Source organism: Variovorax sp. ISS6 (genome assembly GCF_056523145.1).
The window spans coordinates 2,977,790-2,996,971 of record NZ_JAWRZC010000001.1 but is presented as its reverse complement, the minus strand read 5'-3'; the positions used below and the strand labels follow the sequence as shown (position 1 = coordinate 2,996,971).

At 71.0% G+C, this 19,182-nt stretch carries 17 protein-coding genes; 1 reads left to right on the top strand and 16 read right to left on the bottom strand.

The window, feature by feature from the left end:
• Positions 1-43: 43 nt before the first annotated feature.
• The 13 genes from AC1HIL_RS13650 to AC1HIL_RS13590 form a co-directional block, all read right to left on the bottom strand.
• Positions 44-1,603, bottom strand: coding sequence for a long-chain-fatty-acid--CoA ligase (locus AC1HIL_RS13650; protein ID WP_479671987.1), 1,560 nt, complete (start codon positions 1,601-1,603; stop codon positions 44-46).
• 50 nt (positions 1,604-1,653) lie between these two features.
• A complete protein-coding gene (locus AC1HIL_RS13645) occupies positions 1,654-2,766 on the bottom strand; it encodes a CaiB/BaiF CoA transferase family protein (protein WP_479671986.1) in 1,113 nt (370 codons plus the stop codon).
• A gap of 130 nt (positions 2,767-2,896) precedes the next feature.
• Positions 2,897-3,475, bottom strand: a complete 579-nt coding sequence (locus tag AC1HIL_RS13640) for a DNA-3-methyladenine glycosylase I (protein ID WP_413764071.1) — start codon at positions 3,473-3,475, stop codon at positions 2,897-2,899.
• Positions 3,476-3,500: 25 nt separating this feature from the next.
• On the bottom strand, positions 3,501-4,937 hold the full coding sequence (locus AC1HIL_RS13635; protein WP_479671985.1) for an amidase: 1,437 nt from the start codon (positions 4,935-4,937) through the stop codon (positions 3,501-3,503).
• A 16-nt stretch (positions 4,938-4,953) separates the two neighbouring features.
• Positions 4,954-5,943, bottom strand: coding sequence for a tripartite tricarboxylate transporter substrate-binding protein (locus AC1HIL_RS13630; RefSeq protein WP_057589647.1), 990 nt, complete (start codon positions 5,941-5,943; stop codon positions 4,954-4,956).
• Positions 5,944-5,978: 35 nt separating this feature from the next.
• Complete coding sequence (locus AC1HIL_RS13625; RefSeq protein ID WP_479671984.1) at positions 5,979-7,355, bottom strand: amidase; 1,377 nt, start codon at positions 7,353-7,355, stop codon at positions 5,979-5,981.
• 22 nt (positions 7,356-7,377) lie between these two features.
• On the bottom strand, positions 7,378-8,139 hold the full coding sequence (locus AC1HIL_RS13620) for an SDR family NAD(P)-dependent oxidoreductase (RefSeq protein ID WP_057589644.1): 762 nt from the start codon (positions 8,137-8,139) through the stop codon (positions 7,378-7,380).
• A 10-nt stretch (positions 8,140-8,149) separates the two neighbouring features.
• Positions 8,150-8,914: an SDR family NAD(P)-dependent oxidoreductase gene (locus AC1HIL_RS13615; RefSeq protein ID WP_479671983.1), complete on the bottom strand. Its 765-nt coding sequence runs from the start codon at positions 8,912-8,914 to the stop codon at positions 8,150-8,152.
• Positions 8,911-9,735: a polysaccharide deacetylase family protein gene (locus tag AC1HIL_RS13610; RefSeq protein WP_479671982.1), complete on the bottom strand. Its 825-nt coding sequence runs from the start codon at positions 9,733-9,735 to the stop codon at positions 8,911-8,913. The genes AC1HIL_RS13615 and AC1HIL_RS13610 overlap by 4 nt, the downstream gene beginning before the upstream one ends.
• 30 nt (positions 9,736-9,765) lie before the next feature.
• On the bottom strand, positions 9,766-10,566 hold the full coding sequence (locus AC1HIL_RS13605; protein ID WP_479671981.1) for an ABC transporter permease: 801 nt from the start codon (positions 10,564-10,566) through the stop codon (positions 9,766-9,768).
• Positions 10,563-11,414, bottom strand: a complete 852-nt coding sequence (locus AC1HIL_RS13600; protein WP_057589639.1) for an ABC transporter permease — start codon at positions 11,412-11,414, stop codon at positions 10,563-10,565. Before AC1HIL_RS13600 ends, AC1HIL_RS13605 begins: the two co-directional genes overlap by 4 nt.
• Complete coding sequence (locus AC1HIL_RS13595) at positions 11,411-12,496, bottom strand: ABC transporter ATP-binding protein (RefSeq protein WP_479671980.1); 1,086 nt, start codon at positions 12,494-12,496, stop codon at positions 11,411-11,413. The genes AC1HIL_RS13600 and AC1HIL_RS13595 overlap by 4 nt, the downstream gene beginning before the upstream one ends.
• A gap of 34 nt (positions 12,497-12,530) precedes the next feature.
• Entirely contained in the window at positions 12,531-13,556 is a 1,026-nt protein-coding gene (locus tag AC1HIL_RS13590; RefSeq protein ID WP_479671979.1) for an ABC transporter substrate-binding protein, read from the bottom strand.
• Positions 13,557-13,726: 170 nt separating this feature from the next.
• Here AC1HIL_RS13590 and AC1HIL_RS13585 point away from each other — a divergent pair, with 170 nt between their 5' ends.
• Positions 13,727-14,341, top strand: coding sequence for a MarR family winged helix-turn-helix transcriptional regulator (locus tag AC1HIL_RS13585; protein ID WP_093343321.1), 615 nt, complete (start codon positions 13,727-13,729; stop codon positions 14,339-14,341).
• Between the two features lie 4 nt (positions 14,342-14,345).
• Here the strand turns inward: AC1HIL_RS13585 and AC1HIL_RS13580 are convergent, their stop codons facing one another.
• The 3 genes from AC1HIL_RS13580 to fhuE all read right to left on the bottom strand — a co-directional run bounded on the left by AC1HIL_RS13580 (position 14,346) and on the right by fhuE (position 19,180).
• Complete coding sequence (locus AC1HIL_RS13580) at positions 14,346-15,797, bottom strand: HD domain-containing phosphohydrolase (RefSeq protein WP_479671978.1); 1,452 nt, start codon at positions 15,795-15,797, stop codon at positions 14,346-14,348.
• 36 nt (positions 15,798-15,833) lie between these two features.
• On the bottom strand, positions 15,834-16,622 hold the full coding sequence (locus AC1HIL_RS13575) for an alpha/beta fold hydrolase (protein WP_479671977.1): 789 nt from the start codon (positions 16,620-16,622) through the stop codon (positions 15,834-15,836).
• 107 nt (positions 16,623-16,729) lie between these two features.
• Positions 16,730-19,180 (bottom strand): ferric-rhodotorulic acid/ferric-coprogen receptor FhuE, encoded by a 2,451-nt coding sequence (gene fhuE, locus AC1HIL_RS13570; protein WP_479671976.1) that lies wholly within the window; start codon positions 19,178-19,180, stop codon positions 16,730-16,732.
• Positions 19,181-19,182 lie beyond the last annotated feature (2 nt).

The following is a 19,182-nucleotide window of genomic DNA, read 5'->3' as shown; positions in this document are numbered from 1 at the left end:
GTGTCCTCGTTCTTCTCTTCGTGGATGGTTCTTGCGCGCGGCTTCAACCCACGCGGCGCTGCCTGCCGGCCCAGTAGGGATCGCGCAGCTGGAACTTCTGCAGCTTGCCCGCGGCCGACAGCGGCAGCGCATCGCGGAACTCCACGCTGCGCGGGCACTTGTAGCTCGCGATCTGCGCGCGGCAGTGCGCGATCACGGCCTCGGCCTCGAGCGCCATGCCCTCGCGCCGCACGATCACGGCATGCACGCGTTCGCCCCATTGGTCGTCGGGCACGCCGATCACGGCCGACATCAGCACCTGTGGCAATTGCGCGATGGCATTCTCGACCTCGGCCGAGTAGACGTTCTCGCCGCCGCTCACGATCATGTCCTTCATGCGGTCGACCACGAAGACGAAGCCCTGCGCGTCCATGTAGCCGCCGTCGCCGGTGTGCATCCAGCCGCCGCGCAGCGCGGCCTCGGTCTCGGCCGGCTTGTTCCAGTAGCCCTGCATCACCATCGGCCCGCGCGCGACGATCTCGCCGACCTGGCCCGCGGGCAGCTCGCGGTCCTCGCCGTCGACGATGCGCACCTCGGCGATGGCAATCGGCGTGCCGGCCGAACGCAGCAGGCGGTCGCGGTCGGGGCCCGGCAGATGGCAGCGCGGCGGCAGCGCCGTGACCACGGGCGACAGCTCGGTCATGCCATAGACCTGCGCGAAGGCGGTGGCCGGCAGCGCGCGCATGGCCTGGTCGAGCAGCGCGGCATCGATGGGCGCGGCGCCGTAGAACAGCAGCTTCAGCCGCGACAGGTCGAACTCGCCGAAGCGCGGATGCTCGATCACGCGCTTGATCATGGTCGGCACCAGGAACATCTCGGTGACGCGCGCCTGCTGCAGGGTATCGAGCACCGCGAGCTCGTCGAACATCGGCACCACGTGCATGGGCACCAGTCGCAGCATGTTCTGGATCGCGATGCCGCAGCCGGCGACATGGAACATCGGCGCGGCGACGATCGAGACCGCCTCGTGCCCATCGCGCGGCAGGGCCGCGACGGTGGCCAGCGCATTGATGCAGAGGCTGCCATGGCTCAGCATCACGCCCTTGGGCCGGCCGGTGGTGCCGCCGGTGTACATCACGGCCGCGAGCTCGTCGCCGGTGTGCGGCGCGTCGTCGATGGCCGCGGTGCCGGCCAGCAGCGCCTCGTAGCCGACCATGCCCTCGGGCACCTCGCGCTCGCCGCAATAGACCACGGTGCGCAGCGACGTGGAGAGCCGGCGCAGCTCGCCGACCAGCGGCGCGAACAGGTCGTCCACCAGCAGGATGCGGGTGTCGCAGTCGTCGAGCGAGTAGGCGACCTCCTTCGGATTCCAGCGGATGTTGACGGGGTTGACGACGCCGCCGCCCCACCAGGTGCCGAAGAAGTATTCGACGAAGCGGTGCGAGTTGAGGCTCATCATGCCCACGCGGTCGCCGCGCGCCATGCCGAGCTGCCGCAGCGCGGCACCGAGCCGCGCGACGCGGTCGGTGAATTCGCCGAAGCCGAGGCGGTGCGCGCCGCTGACGATGGCGGTGGCCTCGCCCTTCTCGCGGCGGCCCTTGTGCAGGGACTGGGTCAGGTACATGGGAGCCTCCTCTGTCTTGCCGATGCCGATGCGCGCCCGCGGGGCCGTGCTCAGGCCGCGCGCAGCGATGGCGCGCTGTCCTCGCCCGCGCCCCAGCGCCGCAGCAGCGCCGCGCCTTCCTCGCGCGGCTCGCCCGAGAGCGCGGGCGGCACGCTGCGGCTGAAGCGCGGCGCGGGCGCGGGCTGCACCACGCCGTCGACCTCGACGAAGGTGCCGCGCGCCACGTTGTGCGGATGCGCGGGCGCCTCGTCCCAGTCGAGCACCGGCGCGAAGCAGGTATCGCTGCCCTCGAGCAACGCGCACCATTCGTCGCGCGTGCGGGTGCGGAAAACGTCGGCCAGGCGCAGCTTGAGCAGCGGCCAGCGCGCGGCGTCCATCTGGGCATCGAAGGCCGGGTCGTCGGCGATGCCGCAACGCTCGCGCAGCAGCGCATAGAACTGCGGCTCGATGGCGCCGATGGCCACGTAGCGGCCGTCGGCGCAGGCATAGGTGTCGTAGAAGTGGGCGCCGCCGTCGATCAGGTTCTCGCCGCGCTGGTTGCTCCACCGGCCGCCCGCCTTGAGGCCATACATCATGGCCGACATCAGCGCGGCGCCGTCGGTCATGGCGGCATCGACCACCTGGCCCTGGCCCGAGGCCTTGGCCTCGTGCAGTGCCGCGAGGATGCCGAAGGCCAGGAACATGGCGCCGCCGCCGAAGTCGCCGACGTAGTTGAGCGGCGGCACCGGCGGCTCGCCCGCGCGGCCGACCGCGTGCAGCGCGCCGCTCAGCGCGATGTAGTTGATGTCGTGGCCGGCCGCCTGCGCCAGCGGGCCGTGCTGGCCCCAGCCGGTCATGCGGCCGTAGACCAGGCGCGGATTGAGCGCGAGGCAGTCGGCCGGGCCCAGGCCCAGGCGCTCCATCACGCCGGGGCGGAAGCCCTCGATCAGCACGTCGGCGCGCGCGATGGCGTCGCGCACCGTGGTGGCCGCGCCCTCGGCGCGCAGGTCCATCTGCAGCAGGCTGCGGCCGCGCGCGAGGATGTCATGGGGGTTGCGCGGCGTGCCGGGCCGTTCGATGCGCAGCACCTCGGCGCCCATGTCGGCGAACAGCATCGCGCAGAAGGGACCGGGGCCGAGGCCGGCCATCTCGACCACGCGCAATCCTTGCAATGGGCCCGGCATCGTCCGTCTCCTTGGCCGCGGGCGGCCTTGTCTGTGTGGAGGACGATCTTGTCGCGGCCCGGTAGCTGCCGCATCGTCGGAAGAGACGAAAGAGCGACGAGAAAGGCGCGCCGGCCCCGGCGCGCGGCGTTCAGCCCGCCTTGGCTGCCTTCGCGACCTGCGCGCGCCGGAAGCAGGCCGCGTCGTGGTCGTTGACGATGCCCACCGCCTGCAGCCAGGCATAGACGATGGTCGGGCCGACGAACTTGAAGCCGCGCTTCTTGAGTTCCTTCGACACGCGCTCGGACAGCTCGGACGACACGGTGCGCGTCTTGCCGTCGTTCTCGATCACCTTGCCGCCGGTGAAGGACCAGCAGAAGTCGGTGAAGCTCTCGCCGCGCGCTGCCATCTCGTTGTAGATCTGGGCGCCGCGGATGGTGGCCTCGATCTTGGCGCGCGCGCGGATGATGCCGGGGTTGCCCATCAGCCGCTCGATGTCCTTTTCGTCGAAGCGCGCGACCTGCTTCGGATCGAAGCCCGCGAAGGCCTCGCGGAAGGTGTCGCGCTTGCGCAGCACGGTGATCCAGGCCAGGCCGGCCTGGAAGCCTTCGAGCATCAGCGTCTCCCAGAGCATGCGCGGATCGCGCTCGGGCACGCCCCATTCGGCGTCGTGGTAGGCGCTCATCAGGGCATCGCCCTCGGCCCAGCTGCAGCGGGTGTGTTGCTTCATGCGCCGATGATATCGGCGGTGCTCCTCAAGCGAGCGCGGGCCGCCGCGCCATGAATCCCGTGGCGGCCTCGAACGCGGCCGACGCGCCCAGCAGCGTCGCGTCGTCCTGGAAACGGCCCACGAGCTGCAGGCCCAGCGGCATGCCGTCGCCGCCGAAACCGCTCGGCAGGCTGATGGCCGGATGCCCGGTCATGTTGAAGGGCATGGTCCATGGATACCAGTGCGCGCGCACGTTCTCGTAGGGCCGGCCGTCGATGTCGAGCGGCGCGAACAGGTCCTGCTCGAGCGCCACCGCGGAGCGCGTGAGCGTGGGCATGGCAAGCAAGTCGGCGCGCTCGAACAGCGCCTGCACGCGCTTGAACAGCTGCGAGCGCGCGAACATCGCCTCCTGGTATTCGACGCCGCTCACGCCGGCCGCCGACTCGACCTGGCGCCGGAAGGTCTCGCTGAAGCTGTCGGGATGCCGCTCGACCAGCGGGCCGAAGCGCGCGCGCCACACCGTGTGGTTGATCGCGCGCCAGATCGGCTCGACCTCGAAGCCTTCGCCGTCGAAGTGCTCGATGCTCGCGCCCAGATCCTTCAGCGTGCGCAGCGCGGCCTCGAAGTTGCGCGCCACGTCGGCCGACACCGGCCGGCCCGGCGGCGCGGCGCAGCACAGCACGCGCCGGCCGCGCAGGTCGCCGGGGTTGGCGGCGGCCGCCACGTAGTCGTGCGAACGCAGGCCGATCGACCAGGGATCGACCGGCGACGGCCCGGCCATCGCCTGCAGCATCAGCGCGGTGTCGCCCACGGTGCGGGTCATCGGCGTGACGTAGGTCTGGTTGCCGTAGAGGTCCTGCGCCTGGCTGTGCGGGATCACGCCGACCGACTGCTTGATGCCGACCACGCCGTTGCAGGCGGCCGGGATGCGCGTGGAGCCGCCGCCGTCGGTGGCGACCGCCAGCGGCGCGATGCCCGCGGCGACCGCGGCCGCGGCGCCGCCGCTCGAACCACCGCAGGTGCGCGCGAGGTTCCACGGGTTGCGCGTGCTGCCGAACAGCGGCGAGTTGGTCAGCGGGCCCGAGCCGAACTCGGGCGTGGTGGTCTTGCCGATCAGGATCGCGCCCTGGGCCCGCAGGCGCGCCACGCTCACGGCGTCTTCGGCGGGCACGTTGTCGCGGTGGATCACGGCGCCGAAGGTGGTGGCCACGCCCTCGGTGTTGACCAGATCCTTGACCGAGAACGGAATGCCGTGCAGCGCGCCGAGCGGCCGGCCGGCCGCGATGGCGTCCTCGGCGCGGCGGGCCTCGGCCAGCGCGCGTTCGGGTGTCAGGGTGATGAAGCAGTTGAGCGTGGGCTGCAGGCGCTCGGCGCGCGCGAGCACCGCCGTCACCAGCTCGACCGGCGAGAGCTGGCGCGCGCGGATCAGGCCGGCCAGTTCGGTCGCGGGCGTGAAGAAGAGCGAATCGTCGGACATGGACATCGAGCCTTCGTACGTGCTATTCGTCGATGACGATGCCGGCCGCCTTGACGATCGGCTCCCAGTTCCTGCGCTCGCGCTGCGCCCGCTGCGCGAGTTCGGCGCGGCCCTCGGCATGGGCGACCAGTCCGGCCGCCTCGAGGCTGCGCGCGAGCTCGGGCTTCGCCGCGGCGGCGAGAAAGCCGCGCTCCAGCGCCGACAGCGCGGCGGCCGGCGTGCCCGCGGGCGCATAGACCGCATACCAGCTCGTCGCCGCGACGAACTCGCCGAAGCCCTGTTCCTTGGCCGTGGGCACGTCGGGCAGGGCCGGCAGCCGCCTGTCGCCGCTCAAGCCGAGGAACTTGATCTTGCCGCCCTTGTAGAGCGGCATCATGCTGGCCGCCGCATCCCAGCCCATCGACAGCTCGCCGCCGACCACGTCGATCAGCATCGGCGAGGCGCCGCGGTAGGCCACCGGCGTGAGCTCGAAGCCCTGCGCCTTGGCGAGCGCGAAGGCGCCCAGGTGGCCCGAGCTGCCGATGGTCGCGAGGCCCAGCGTCGCCTTGCTCGGGTTCTTCTTCGCCCATTCGACGTACTGCTTCATCGAGCTGTAGGGCTGACCGGCGCCGGTGACGACCGCGGTGGGAATCTCGACCAGCAGCGCGACCGGCACCAGGTCCTTGTCGGCGTCGTAGCCCGGCGTCTTGTAGGTCAGCGGCAGGATGGTGAGCAGCGGCGACGGCGCGAGGTAGAGCGTGAGGCCGTCGGGCTTGGCCTTCTTCACCGTGTCCCAGGCCAGGCGCGCCGAGGCGCCGGGCTTGTTGTCGACCACGATGCTGCCGAAGCCCGCGTCCTTGAGCTGCTCGGCATAGAGGCGCGCGACCGTGTCGGCCGCGCCGCCGGCCGCATAGCCGACGACGATGCGCAGGTTGCCGCCCGCGAGGCCCGGCGGCAGCTGGGCCTGGGCCGTTGGAAGGACGCAGGCCGCGAGGGCCGCGACGGCAAGGGATCGGCGGATGAAGGACGGCATGGAAGACCTCGCGGTGAAAAAGTAAGGGGGATCGCTCAACCGAGCGCTTGCTCGACCAGCGCTGCGACATCGAGCAGGTAGTGGTCGTCGTACCAGCGGCCCACGAGCTGCAGCCCGATCGGCAGGCCGATGGCGCTGCGGCCGCAGGGCATCGACAGCGCGGGATGGCCCGTGAGGTTCATCGGGTAGGTGTAGGGATACCAGGCGCCGCGCACGGTGCCCGCGGGCCGGCCGGCGATCTCGATCTCGCCGCTCACGTCCATGTCGATGGGCAGCGGCGGCGCCGACAGCGTGGGCGACACCAGCACGTCGAAGCGTTCGAACAGCGCCTGCAGCTCGTTGAAGCAGCGGGTCTTGGCGAAGGTGGCCTCGTGCAGGTCGACGGCCGTGTGGCGGCGGCCCTTTTGCACCGCGTCGATCAGCGAGGCATCGAGCCGGTTGCCGAAGCGCTCGAGGTTGGCGCCCACGCGCGCGGCCAGCAGCGACTGCAGCACCACCAGGAAATGCTTTTCGAGCGAGACGAAATCGAGCTGCACGGTCTCGACGCTGGCGCCCTCGCGCGCCATCGCCTGCACGGCCGCGCCCGCGATGGCCTCCACCTCGGGATCGACGCGGTTGCCCGCGCTCGGCAGCCAGGCCACGCGCAGCCCGCGCAGCGAAACCGGCGCGGCACGGCGCGGCGGCGCGCTGCCCGCACCCCAGGGATCGCGCGCATCGAAGCCCGCGATGGCCTCGAACAGCAGCCGGGTGTCGGCCACGTCGCGCGCCATCGGCCCGGTGAAGGAGTTGGCCGAATAGAGATCGGGCGCCTGCAGGTGCGGCACCACGCCGAGCGTGGCCTTGAGGCCGACGATGCCGCAGCAGGCCGCGGGAATGCGGATCGAGCCGCCGCCGTCGGTGCCCAGCGCCAGCGGCCCCATGCCGGCCGCCACCGCGGCCGCGGCGCCGCTGCTCGACGCGCCGGGCGTGTAGGCCGGGTTGATGGGATTGAGCGTGCGGCCGAACAGCGGCGCCGTCGGCACCTGCTTGTGACCGAACTCGGGCGTCACGGTCTTGCCGATCAGGATCGCGCCCGCGGCCTTGGCGCGCGCCACGGCCACCGCGTCGTCCTTGGGCACGAAGTCCTCGTAAATCGCCGAGCCCATGGTGGTGCGCACGCCGGCCGTCAGCGTCAGGTCCTTCACGGAATAGGGAATGCCATGCAGCGGGCCCAGCGGCTCGCCGGCCATCACGGCTGCCTCGGCGCGGCGCGCGGCGGCCAGCGCCTGGTCGGCGGTCACGGTGATGAAGGCGTTGAGCTCGCGGCGCGCCTCGATGCGCGCGAGCGCGGCCTGCACGATCTCCACCGGCGAGGCCTCCTTGCGTCGCACCAGCGCGGCCAGCGCCACGGCGCCGTGGTCCATCAGATCCATGGTCGTTCCTCGAAGTCGGAAGTCAGAGCATCCAGCGGCCACCGTCGATCAGCAGCGTCTGGCCCGTGATGAAGCGGGCGTCGTCGCCCGCCAGGAAGGCCACGGCCGCCGCCACGTCGCGCGGCGCGCCGATGAAGCCCGCGGGCGTGTCGGCCACGATGCGCGCGAGCACCTCGGGATTGAGCTGGTCGTGCGCGCGGGTGCGGATCGCGCCGGGGCACACGGCATTGACCGTGACGCCGTGCGGCGCGAGTTCGCGCGCCAGCGAGCGCGTGAAACCCACCACGCCCATCTTGGCGGCCGCGTAGTCGGCCAGGCCCACGTCGCCGACGAAGGCCGCGTCGGTGCTCATGTTGACGATGCGGCCGAAGCCGCGCGCCTTCATGCCGGGCGCCACGCGGCGCGAGGCGCGCATGGCCGTGAGCAGCGAGACCTCGAGCACGAAGCGCCAGACCTCCTCCCGCGATTCGACGAAGGGCGCGCCGCGTTCGCGCGCGCTCTGGCCGACGTTGTTGAAGAGGATGTCGACCGGGCCGAAGTCCGCTTCCACGCGGTCGAAGAAGGCCGAGACCACCGCCGCATCGGTGCAGTCGCCGCTCACGCGCAGGCAGCGCGAGGCCAGGCCGGGCGCGACGCCGTCGCCGGCCAGTTGCGCGTCGAGCGGCGCGCAGTCGAGGTCGAGCACGGCGACGCGCGCACCCCGTCCCAGGAACTCCATCACCGCGGCGGCACCGATGCCCTGCCCGCCCCCGGTGACCACCGCCACGCGCCGATCGAATGTCATCGCGGGCCTTTCAGTGGAAGGTGCGGCCGCCATCGACGGCGAGCGCGGTGCCGGTGATGTAGCTGGCGCCCGGGCCGCTGAGGTAGAGCACGGCCTCGGCCACTTCCTCGGGCGCCGCGATGCGGCCCAGTGCGTAGCGCTCGCGGATCTCGGCCAGCGCGCGCTCGGGATCATCGGCGTTCTCGTAGCTGGTGCGGAACAGCGGTGTGTCGATCGCGCCCGGGCAGACGGCGTTGACGCGGATGCCGTCGGCCGCGGTCTCGATCGCGAGCGACTTGCCGAACATGATGACCGCGGCCTTGCTCGCGCAGTAGGCGGTGCGGTTGGGCAGCGGCCGCAGGCCGGCACCCGAGGCGATGTTGACGATGCTGCCGCCACCGGCCGCGCGCAGGTGCGGCAGCGCGGCGCGGCACACCAGCATCGGCCCCGTGAGGTTGACGGCCAGCACGCGTGCCCATTCTTCGTCGCTGGTGGTTTCGAGCGACTTCAGCGCATCGATGCCGGCCGAGTTGACCAGCGCGTCGACGCCGCCCAGCCATTGCGCGGCGCGGTCCACCGCAGTGCGCACGGCCGGTGCGTCGCTCACGTCGCATTCGAGCGCCAGCACCGCCTCGCCGAGCAGGCGCACGGCTTCGGCGAGCGCGGCCGTGTCGCGGTCGAGCAGCGCCACGCGGGCGCCGCGTGCCACCGCCATGCGCGCGACCGCGAGGCCGATGCCGCTGGCACCGCCGCTCACGATCAGCCGGCGCGGCGCCGGGGTGGCGACGGCGTTCATGCGGCCACCGCGGCCTGCAGGCGCGGGCGCATGTCGTCGGAGATGCGGTCGCAGCGGTCGATCCACACGTCGGAATGCGCGAGCGCATGCTCGATCAGGCCCTCGAGCACCTTGAGCCGCGAGGGCTGGCCGATGATCTGCGGGTGCATGCCGACCATCATCATGCGGTCCTCGGCATGCAGCACGTCGAACTCGCTCTTCCAGGCCTCGAGCGCGGCCGAGGGTGCCTGCAAGGTGCGGCCCGGCAGCGTGATCGAGTACTGGAAGAAGGGCGCGTCGTCGAGCACCCAGCGGAACGGCAGCTCGACGATGTCGGTGCGCTGGCCGCCGATCTCGAGCAGGTAGGGCGAGTCGTCGTCGAAGAAGTTCGAGGAGTAGTCGAAGCCGTACTCCTTGATCAGGTCGAGCGTGATGGCGCTGAACTCGGCCGCGGGCGAGCGCCAGCCGCGCGGGCGGGCGCCGGTCAGGCGGGTCAGCACCTCGAGGCCCTTCTCCATCTCCTCGCGCTCCTCCTCGGGCGTGAGGCCGACGATCCAGCGATGGCTGTAGCTGTGGTGCGCCACCTCGTGGCCGCGGTCGATCACCTCGCGCATCAGCTCGGGATGTTTCTCGGCCACCTCGCCTGGCACGAAGAAGGTCGAGTGGATGCCGTAGCGCTCCAGCAGCTTGAGGATGCGCGGCATGCCGACCTTCCAGCCGTAGGCGCCCTGCGACATCAGGATCGGCCGCTGCGCGTTGGCGGGATCGCGGCCGGTCCACATGGTCTCGGCGTCGAGGTCGAAGGTCAGCATGAGCGGGAAGCCTTTGCTCGTGGTGGGCATCGCGAAGTCCTGGGGAAGAAGAAGAAGGGTCTAGACGTGCTTGTGGAAGCCGGTCCAGCGTTCGGCCAGCAGCAGCACGATGCCGGTGGCCACGATCAGCAGGGTGGAGACCGCGGCGACGCTGGGGTCGACGCCCTGCTCCACCGAGGTGAAGATCTTCACCGGCAAGGTGGTCTGGCTCGCGGAGAGCAGGAACACCGACACCGGCACGTTGTCGAGCGAGGTGATGAAGGCGAACAGGCCGCCGGCCACGAGGCCGGGCTTGACCAGCGGCAGGGTGACGAGCCGGAAGCTCGTGAAGCCGTCGGCGCCGAGCACGCGCGCCGCGTCTTCGAGCGACTCGTCGACCGCCGCCAGGCTGCCGAGGCTGGCGCGCACCACGTAGGGCACGGTGATGACCACGTGCGCGAGCCACAGGCCCAGCGAGTTGCCGCGCAGGCCGGTCATCGTGTAGTACTGCAAGAGCGCCACGCCGAGCACCACCGAGGGCAGCACCAGCGGCGCCATGAACAGCGAGGTCAGCGCGGCCGCGCCCGGCACCATGCGGCGGTGGATCGCATAGGCGGCGATCAGGCCCAGCACCAGCGCGGCGGCGGTCGAGGCGGTGGCGAGCCAGAGGCTGGTCCAGGCGGCCGAGAGGTATTCGGGATCGCGCAGCACCACCTCGAACCAGTGCAGGGTCAGGCCCTTGGGCGGGATCGTGAGGTAGGCGGTCTTGCTGAAGGCCGCGAGCACCACCACCAGCACCGGGATCTGCAGGAACACGACCACCGCGATGGCGGTGGCGGCGAGGCCCAGGCCCTGGCGCTGCGTTTCGCTCGGGGTGCTCATGCCTGGCCTCCCCAGCGCTTGAGCAGGCGGCTCGACAGCGCGATCACGGCCAGCGTGAGCGCGGTCAGCACGAAGGACATGGCGGCGCCGGCCGGCCAGTCGAGCGTCTGCAGGAAGTCGTCGTAGATCAGCGTGGCCATGACCTTGTAGGTGGCGCCACCGAGCATGCGCGGCGTGACCAGCGCGCTGATGGTGAGCACGAACACCAGGATCGAGCCCGAGAGGATGCCGGGCGCGCTCATCGGCAGCGTGATCGACCAGAACACGCGCAGCCGGCTCGCGGCCAGGGTGTAGGCGGCCGACTGCACGTCCTTCGGGATCGCCTGGATCGCGGGCACCAGCATCAGCACCATGAAGGGCAGGAAGATGTGCGACATGCCGACCAGCAGACCGAACAGGTTGAACATCATGCGGATCGGGCGCTCGATCAGGCCGATGTCGATCAGCAGGTTGTTGATGAGGCCGCGGTTGGCCAGCAGCGCGATCCAGCCGAAGGAGCGCACCACGAGGTTCAGCAACATCGGGAAGATCACGAGCATGGTCAGCGCGAGCCGCATGCGCGGGCCGGCGTTGGCGATGTAGTAGGCCAGCGGGTAGCCGAGCACGAGGCAGATCGCGGTGACGCCGAAGCCCAGCACCAGCGTGCGCAGCACCACCTCGCGGTAGTACTCGTCGGTGAGGATGCTGGTGTAGTTGGCCAGCGTCCAGCCGCTGGCGATGCCGCTGCCGGGCACGTAGGGATGCAGGCTCAGCGGCACCATCAGCAGCACCGGCGCGACGAAGGCCAGCAGCAGCACCAGCAGCAGGGGCGAGGCCAGCAAGGCGCCGGCGGTGTGGCGCGATCTCATGCCGCGGCGTTCACGTAGACATGGCGCGGATCGATCGCCACGCCGACCGGCGCGCCGACCTCGAGGCCGGCATGCGGGCCGTTGGTGGCGGCCTCGGCGATCAGCTCGATGCCGCCGAGGGCCAGCAGGTATTGCACGCGCGAGCCGACGAAGGAGCGCATCGCGACGCGGGCTTCGTAGCACGGCAGGTTCGCGGCGTCGGAGGAATCCTGCGCGCCGAGGAAGCGGATGTCCTCCTGTCGCACGACCACGTCGACCGCGGCGCCGTCGGCGATGCCCTCGGCCTGGGCCACGGCGAGCACCGGGCCGTCGCGCAGTTGCACGGTGACCGCGGCGCCGCCAGCGCGCGCGAGCTTGCCGCCGAGCCGGTTGGGCCGGCCCATGAAGCTCGCGACGAAGCCCGTGGCCGGGCGGTGGTAGATGGCCTCGGGCGTGTCGAACTGCTGCACCACGCCATGGGCCAGCACGCAGACCCGGTCGGACATCGACATGGCCTCGCCCTGGTCGTGCGTGACGAACAGCGTGGTGATGCCGACCTCGCGCTGCAGCCGCTTGAGTTCGATCTGCATCTCGTCGCGCAGCGCGGCATCGAGGTTGGACAGCGGCTCGTCGAACAGCAGGATGCTCGGGCGCGGCGCGATCGAGCGCGCCACCGCCACGCGCTGCTGCTGGCCGCCCGAGAGCTGGCGCGGCAGCCGGTCGCCCAGCGCCGAGAGGCGCACGCTGGCCAGCGCCTGCTCGACGCGGCGCGTGAGCTCCGCGCCCTGCACGCCCTGGCGGCGCAGGCCGAAGGCGACGTTCTCGAACACGCTCATGTGCGGGAACAGCGCATAGGACTGGAACACCAGGCCGATGTTGCGCTTGTTGGTGGGCAGCGCCGTGACGTCGCGGCCGTCGATCAGGATGCGGCCGCCCGTGGGTTCGATCAGGCCCGCCACCATGCGCAGCACCGTGGTCTTGCCGCAGCCCGAGGGGCCGAGCAGCGAGATGAATTCGCCGTCGTTGACCGACAGCGAGACCGAGGAGGCGGCGACGTGTCCGGGGTAGCGCTTCTCGAGGCGCTCCAGCGTGAGTGCGGGCATTGGGCGTACGGGATCGTGGGAACGGCGGCGGCGCTCAGCGCGCGACTTCGCGCTGCCAGCGGCGGGTCCACTCGGGCATGGACTTCGCGACCTGCTCGGGGTCGGGCAGCCAGAGCTTGTCGAAGGTCTCCTTGTACGGAACGATCTTCGCGGCCTTGTCGCTGAGCTTGACCTGCGTGTTGACCGGGCCCGCGTACTTGCGCTCGGCGAAGCAGGCCTGGCCTTCCTTCGACAGCACCTCGTCGATGTACTTGAGCGCGAGCGCCGGCGACTTCGCGCCCTTGGGAATCACGAGCGCGGGCAGGATGCCGACCGCGCCTTCCTTCGGATAGACGATCGCGAGCGGCAGGCCCTTGTCGATGGCCGAGCCCGCGCGGTCGGGGTACCAGACGGCGGCGGCGATCTCCTGGCGCTCGAACAGCGAGACGATCTGGTCGGCCTGCGTGTAGAGCGTGACCGAGGCCTTGGCGATCGGCTTCACGGCCGCGAAGCCGGCATCCATGTTGGTCAGCTCGCCGCCCTTCATGCGGTTGAGCGCCATCAGGAACTGCGAGCCCGAGGTGCCGCTGATGTCGCCGATGGCGAGGCGGCCGTCGTACTCGGGCTTGGCGAGATCGGCCCAGGAGGTGGGCGGGGTCTTGATCTGCCTGGTGTCGTAGACGATGACGGTGGCGCCCGTCATGAACACCACGTACTGGCCGTCCTTGTCGAGCGCGCGCGGCGAGATGTCGGCGGCGTTCGCGAGCCTGGACTTGTCGATGGTCTCGAGCAGCTTCTCGTTCTTGAGCTGCGCCGCGAGCGAGTTGTCGATGTAGACCACGTCGAAATCGGACTTGCCGCCGGTCGCGCGGATGGCCGCGGCGAACTGCGAGGAGCTGCCGAGCTTGAGCGCCACCTTGGCGCCGGTCTTCTTCTCGAACGAAGAGATATGGCAGGTCTTCGAGTCGTCGGCGAAGGAGCCGCCGAAGATGCCGACCACCAGCTCCTCGGCGTGCAGCGCACCCGACATCAGCAAGGAGGCAAAGCCCAGGGACAGGCAACGTGCGAGCGCGGTTTTCATGGAAGCGACTCCTGTGAGAGCGAAGGCTGGAGGGGATCGAAGCGCGATGCGATTCACTTTATCTTTTGCAAAAGATAAACGCAAGGCATTTAAGATAGGTACCAACCCGCTGCCGCGCGATGCACCAAGACGCATCGCGCACGCACGCAAATCGCCATCGAAAGGACGCCATGCAGCACAAGGACGATGCATCGAAGAGCCCGCCGCGACCCCGCGGTGCCAAGGCGCGCGAAGCGCTCGAGGTTCCCGCGCCCGAGGCCTTGCAACCCGCGACCGGCGGCGACCTCGTCGAGCGCGGCATCCGGCAGTGGCGCACCGAGCGGCCCGACATCGACAGCAGCGGCAAGGCGGTGGTCGGCCGGCTGCTGCGGCTCGAGGAGGTGGTGCTGCGCACCATCAACGCGGTGCTGCAGCCCTTCGGCATCAAGTACCAGGAGTACGCGGTGCTCGCGACCTTGCGCGTGGCCGGCGCGCCCTACCGGCTGTCGCCCTCGCGGCTGCAGAGCACGCTGCTGTTCACCTCGGGCGGGTTGTCGAACCTGCTCAAGCGGCTCGAGCAGGAAGGGCTGGTCAAGCGCTCGATCCATCCCGACGATGGGCGCGGCGTGCTGGTGAAGCTCACGGCCAAGGGCATGCGGCTGGCCGACGAGACGATGCCCAAGCACGCCGCTGCCGAGCTGCATCTGCTGCGCATGTTCGACACCGGCCAGCGCGAGGCGCTCGCCGGGCTGCTGAGCCAGATGATGACGGGCAATGCGCCCGAGACCGGCCCCGAGCCGGGCTGAGACCTCAGAGCAACCCGAGCGTCATCGCCTTCAGGGTCGCGGCCGCGCGCGTGGTGCAGCCGAGCTTGCGGAAGATGTTCTCGAGGTGCGCGCGCACCGTGCTCGGGCTGATGCCGAGCGTGCGCGCCGCCTCCTTGTTGCTCTCGCCGAGGCTGATACGGCCCAGCACCTCGACCTCGCGCGACGAGAGCAAGGCATTGGCATCGCCTTCCGCGGCGGGCGTCTTCGCGGCCACCGACTCTCGCCCCGTCAACGCGGCGACGGCGGCCGCATCGAGCCGGCCCTGCTCCGCCTCGCGACGCAGCTGCGCTTCCGCCTCCGCGGCCGCCAGCGCGGGCCGGCCCGGCGCGCCCGTGTGCAGCAGCACCCAGTGCACCGCCGCGGCCAGCACGCGCTCGGCCGTGCCGATCGCCGCGCCCTTCACGCCGCGGAAGAAGCCCGAGCCATCGAGCCGCTCGTCGACGAAGGAAGCGATCTCGGCCTCGGCCCGCAAGGTCTCGATGCGGCGTGCGGCGCGTTCGGTCCAGTAGGGCACGAGGCGCAGCCGCTCCTTGTCGGCCTCGCTGCGCAGCCTGGGCGAATCCCAGACCGCGTTCGGCACCGAGGCACGGCCGATGCCATGGATCAGCGCGGCGCGCCGCACCTGCTCGCAGGCCGCGGCATCGAGCCCCAGGCCCGCGGCGCAGGCGGCGGCCGCCTCGGCCACGCGGCGCGAGAAGCCGGTCATCCACGGCATCTTGAGATCGATCACGTCGGCGATCAGCTCGAGCGGCGCCACCGCGTCGCGCAGCGCGCCCTCGGGCGCCTGCAGGTCGGCCGCGGCGCCCTGGTCGAGCGCGTGCAGCCAGTCGACCGCGTGCTGCCGCGCGACCTGGACCAGCGCCGCGGGATAGCGCCCGTCGGCGCGCTCGGCGATCTGGCGCAGCGCGCTCTGCAGGCCATGCGTGCGCGAGAAGATCTCGAGATCGCCCGCGAGCGTGGCCAGGTACACCGCCTCCGGAATATGCGGCGCGGCCAGGCCCGCGGGTTTGCCGCTGCCGTCGAAGTTCTCGAACATGTGGCGCAGCGGCCGCTCGACCGCCTCGGGCAGGCCGAGGAAGCGCGCGATCTCGCCCGACACCTCGCAATGGATCTCGGCCAGCGAGCCGACCGTGCCCGCGAAGGCCGCGGCCTCGCGCGCCGAGGCCGTCGCGAGCATCGCGCGGCGCCCGCCGACGTCGTCGCCGAGCAGGTCGGAGAACTCGGGCGCATTGGCGGTGCAGCCCGACCAGCGCAGCAGCGCGACGCAGGCCGCGTGGCCCTGCGCCACCTCGTCCCGGCCCATCGCCTGTGCCAGCCGCGCGGCGATCCAGGCCACGCGCGCCGAGTGGTCGATGGGCTGGCCCATGCTGAGGTCGCCGACGAAGGCGAGCGCCTTGATGGCATCGAAGAGCGGGACGTGGGCGATGGGCTGCAAGGCAATGGATCCGGTAGGCGGCGGGGCGCCGGCACCTTACTTCGACTGGCGCACGGCGTCCAGGATCACCTCGGCCACCTTCGCGGGCTGCGACTGCTGCGGCACGTGGCTGGTGTTCAGCGTGGTCACGTGCGCGCCGATGCGCTTCGCCATGTCGCGCTGCAGCGCGGGCTGGATCATGTGGTCGGAACTGCTCACGATGTACCACGAGGGCTTGGTCTTCCAGGCGGCGGCCGACACCTTCTGCTCGAAGGCCTTGGCCTGGATCGGGCCCTGCGTCACGGCCATCACGCGCGTGGTCGCGGCCGGCAGGTCCTGCGCGAAATGCTGGCTCATGCCCTCGGGCGTGAGGCGCAGGAAGCCCGAGGCATCGGCCGCGATGTGCGCGAAGCCGGGCGGCGCGGGATAGTCCTTGCCGAGCTCGCCCGAGTTCTGGCCCGCGTCGGGCGCGAAGGCCGCCACGTAGACCAGCGAGGCGACCTTGTCGTTGCCGCCGGCCTCGGTGATCACGGTGCCGCCCCACGAGTGGCCGACCAGCACCACCTTGCCGGGCTGGGCATCGATGGCGCGCCTGGCGGCGGCCACGTCGTCCTCGAGCGAGGTCAGCGGGTTCTGCACCGAGACGACGTTGACGCCCTTGGCCTGCAGCAGCGGGATCACCTTGGCCCAGTCGGAGCCATCGGCGAAGGCGCCGTGCACCAGCACCACGCTGGGCGATGCGTTGGCGGCGGCGGCCGGGCCCGCCGCGCTGGCGGCCGTGACGGAGAACGAGAGGCCGACGGCCAGGGCGGCGGCGGCGAGTTGGAGGCGTTGGAAGTGCTTCATGAGGGGGTCTTGGCAAGGGAGTGACGGGAGCCGCTACTGTCGGCCGGGACGCCTTTTCGCGCCATTGGACGAATGTCCGATCGCGCCCGGCTTCCCTTCTCGCACCCTCAGAACTTGTAGTTCAGCGTCGCCACCGCATGGCGCGGCGTGCCCGCGAAGGCCTGCCCGTCGATGTTGACGTTGTAGCGCTTGTCGAACAGGTTCTCGATGTTGAGCTGCAGCGACAGCTGAGGCGAGACCGCGTAGCGCGCCATCAGGCTGAAGACGGCGCGCGAGCCCTGCGTGTAGCGCATGTCGACGTCGCCCACGCTGAACGGGTAGTACACGCGGTTCTGCCAGTTGAGGCCGCCGCCGACCGTGAGCTGGTGCCAGCGGCCCGGCAGCCGGTAGGTGGTGAACAGCGTGGCCAGCGTGGTCGGCATGGTGGGGTTGATGCGGTCGCCGCTGCCCTCGCGCCCGAGCGTGCGCGCGATGCCTGCGTTGACCTGCCAGCCCTCGGCCAGCTCGCCCGACAGCTGCAGCTCGATGCCCTTGGTGACGACGCCGCGCGCGCCGTAGTAGGCGCCATCGGTCGAGCCGGGCACGAGGCGGGTGCCGTCGCGCTGCGCCACGTTCTCCTGCTCGGAGCGGAACAGCGCGAGCGAGCTGTTCAGCCTGCCGTTCAGGTGTTCGCCCTTGAGGCCGATCTCGTAGCTCTTGCCGGTCACCGGGTCGAGGTACCTGCCGCTGGTGTCGCGGTAGTTCTGCGGCTGGAAGATGTCGGTGTAGCTCGCGTAGGCCGAGTAGTGCTCGCCCAGGTCGTAGACCAGGCCCGCATAGGGCGTCAGCACTTCGTGGCGGCGCGTGGTCCGGTCGTCGGCCGTGAGGCGGGTGGCACGCCAGTCGTTCTGGCGCGCGCCGAGGATGAACTTGAGCGAATCGGTGACCGAGAAGCGCGCGGCGCCGTAGTAGCCGGTCTGCCGCAGCTTGTCGATGCCCGACACCTTGAGTTCGCCCCAGCTCGGCTCGGGGTAGCCGCCGTTCCAGAGGTAGAAATTGCCGACCTCGGGCAGCGCGCTCAGGCGCACGTGGTTGGCCTGCACGTAGCGCGACTGGGTGTTGCTCAGGCCCAGCACCAGCTCGTGCCGGCGCCCCAGCAGCTCGAACGGGCCGGTGGCCTGCAGGTCGAGGCTGTTCTGGCGGAATTCGTGCTCGAAGTAGCCGGGCAGCGAGCCCAGCCCCGTGCCGGTGAGGCGGTCGAGGTCGCCGAACAGGTAGAGCAGCTTGGCGTTCTGCTTGCTCTGGCGGTGCGAGGCATTGGCCTTGAGCTTCCAGCCGTTGTCGAAGGCATGCGTGAGGTTCGCGAACAGCGTGGTGTTGGTCGCGTCCCAGTGGGTCCAGGGCGTGCCGATGCTCGTCGAAGCGGCCCAGTTCGCGGGGCCGCCGTCGCCGAAGGTCAGCGGCAGGCCGCCCCAGGTCGATCCGTTCGGGCGGCTGGCCTGGGAGTCGATGCCCACGCTCAGCGAGGTATCGGGCGTGAGGTCGGCATCGACCACGCCATACAGCACGTGCTTGCGGCCGTGGTAGCGCTCGAGGAAGGAGTCGCGGTCCTCGGTCATGCCGATGACGCGGGCGCGCACGCGGCCGTCCTCGGTCAGCGGGGTCGAGAGGTCCACCGTGCCGCGGCGCAGGTTCCACGAGCCCAGCGCCAGCGAGGCGCTGCCGGCGAACACCTTGCTGTCGGCATGCTTGCGCACCAGGTTGACCGAGGCCGAGGGATTGCCGGCGCCGGTCAACAAGCCGGTCGAACCGCGCACGATCTCGATGCGGTCGTACAGCACCGGGTCGTTGTTGGAGGCGCCGAAGAAGTCGGTGGTGACCGTGGTCGGCACGCCGTCGTACTGGTAGTTGTCGATGTAGAAACCGCGCGCATAGAGGTCGGTGCGGTCGCTGTCGGAGCTGACCGCGAACACGCCGGTGACGCTCTTCATGGCCTGCCCGAGCGAAAGCAGGTTCTGGTCCTCGATCTGCTGGCGCGTGAGCACGGTGACCGACTGCGGCGTCTCGCGCGGCGACAGCGCCAGGCCGGTGGCCGCGGCGGTGGCCCGCGTGGTGTACGAGCCGGTGCCTTCGGTGGTGCCGCTGCGGTCGGCGTCGGCCGTGACGGTGATCGGCGCGAGCGTGGCGCCCGCGGCATCGCTCTCGGTGCCGGCCGCGGCGGGGCGCAGCACATAGGCACCGCCCGCGCCGCCGGCGGCCTCGAGCCCCGAGCCCGCGAGCAGGCGCGCGAAGGCTTCGCGCACGCCATGGCTGCCCTGCAGGCCAGGCGATCGCTTGTCCCGCACCAGGGCCGGCGGCATCGTGAGGCTCAGGCCCGCGGCGGCGGCGAAGCTGGAGAGCGCGTCGTCGAGCGGGCCGGCGGCGATGCTGTAGCTCCTGGGCTGTTCGGCCTGGGCCGTGGCGTCGGCGCCTTGCGCCTGGGCCGCGGTGCCGCCGGCGGCGCAGGCCATGGCGAGCAAGGCGCCATGCACCGCGCGCGCGATGCGGGAATCGAAGAAAAACGGAGGGCGACGGGCCATGA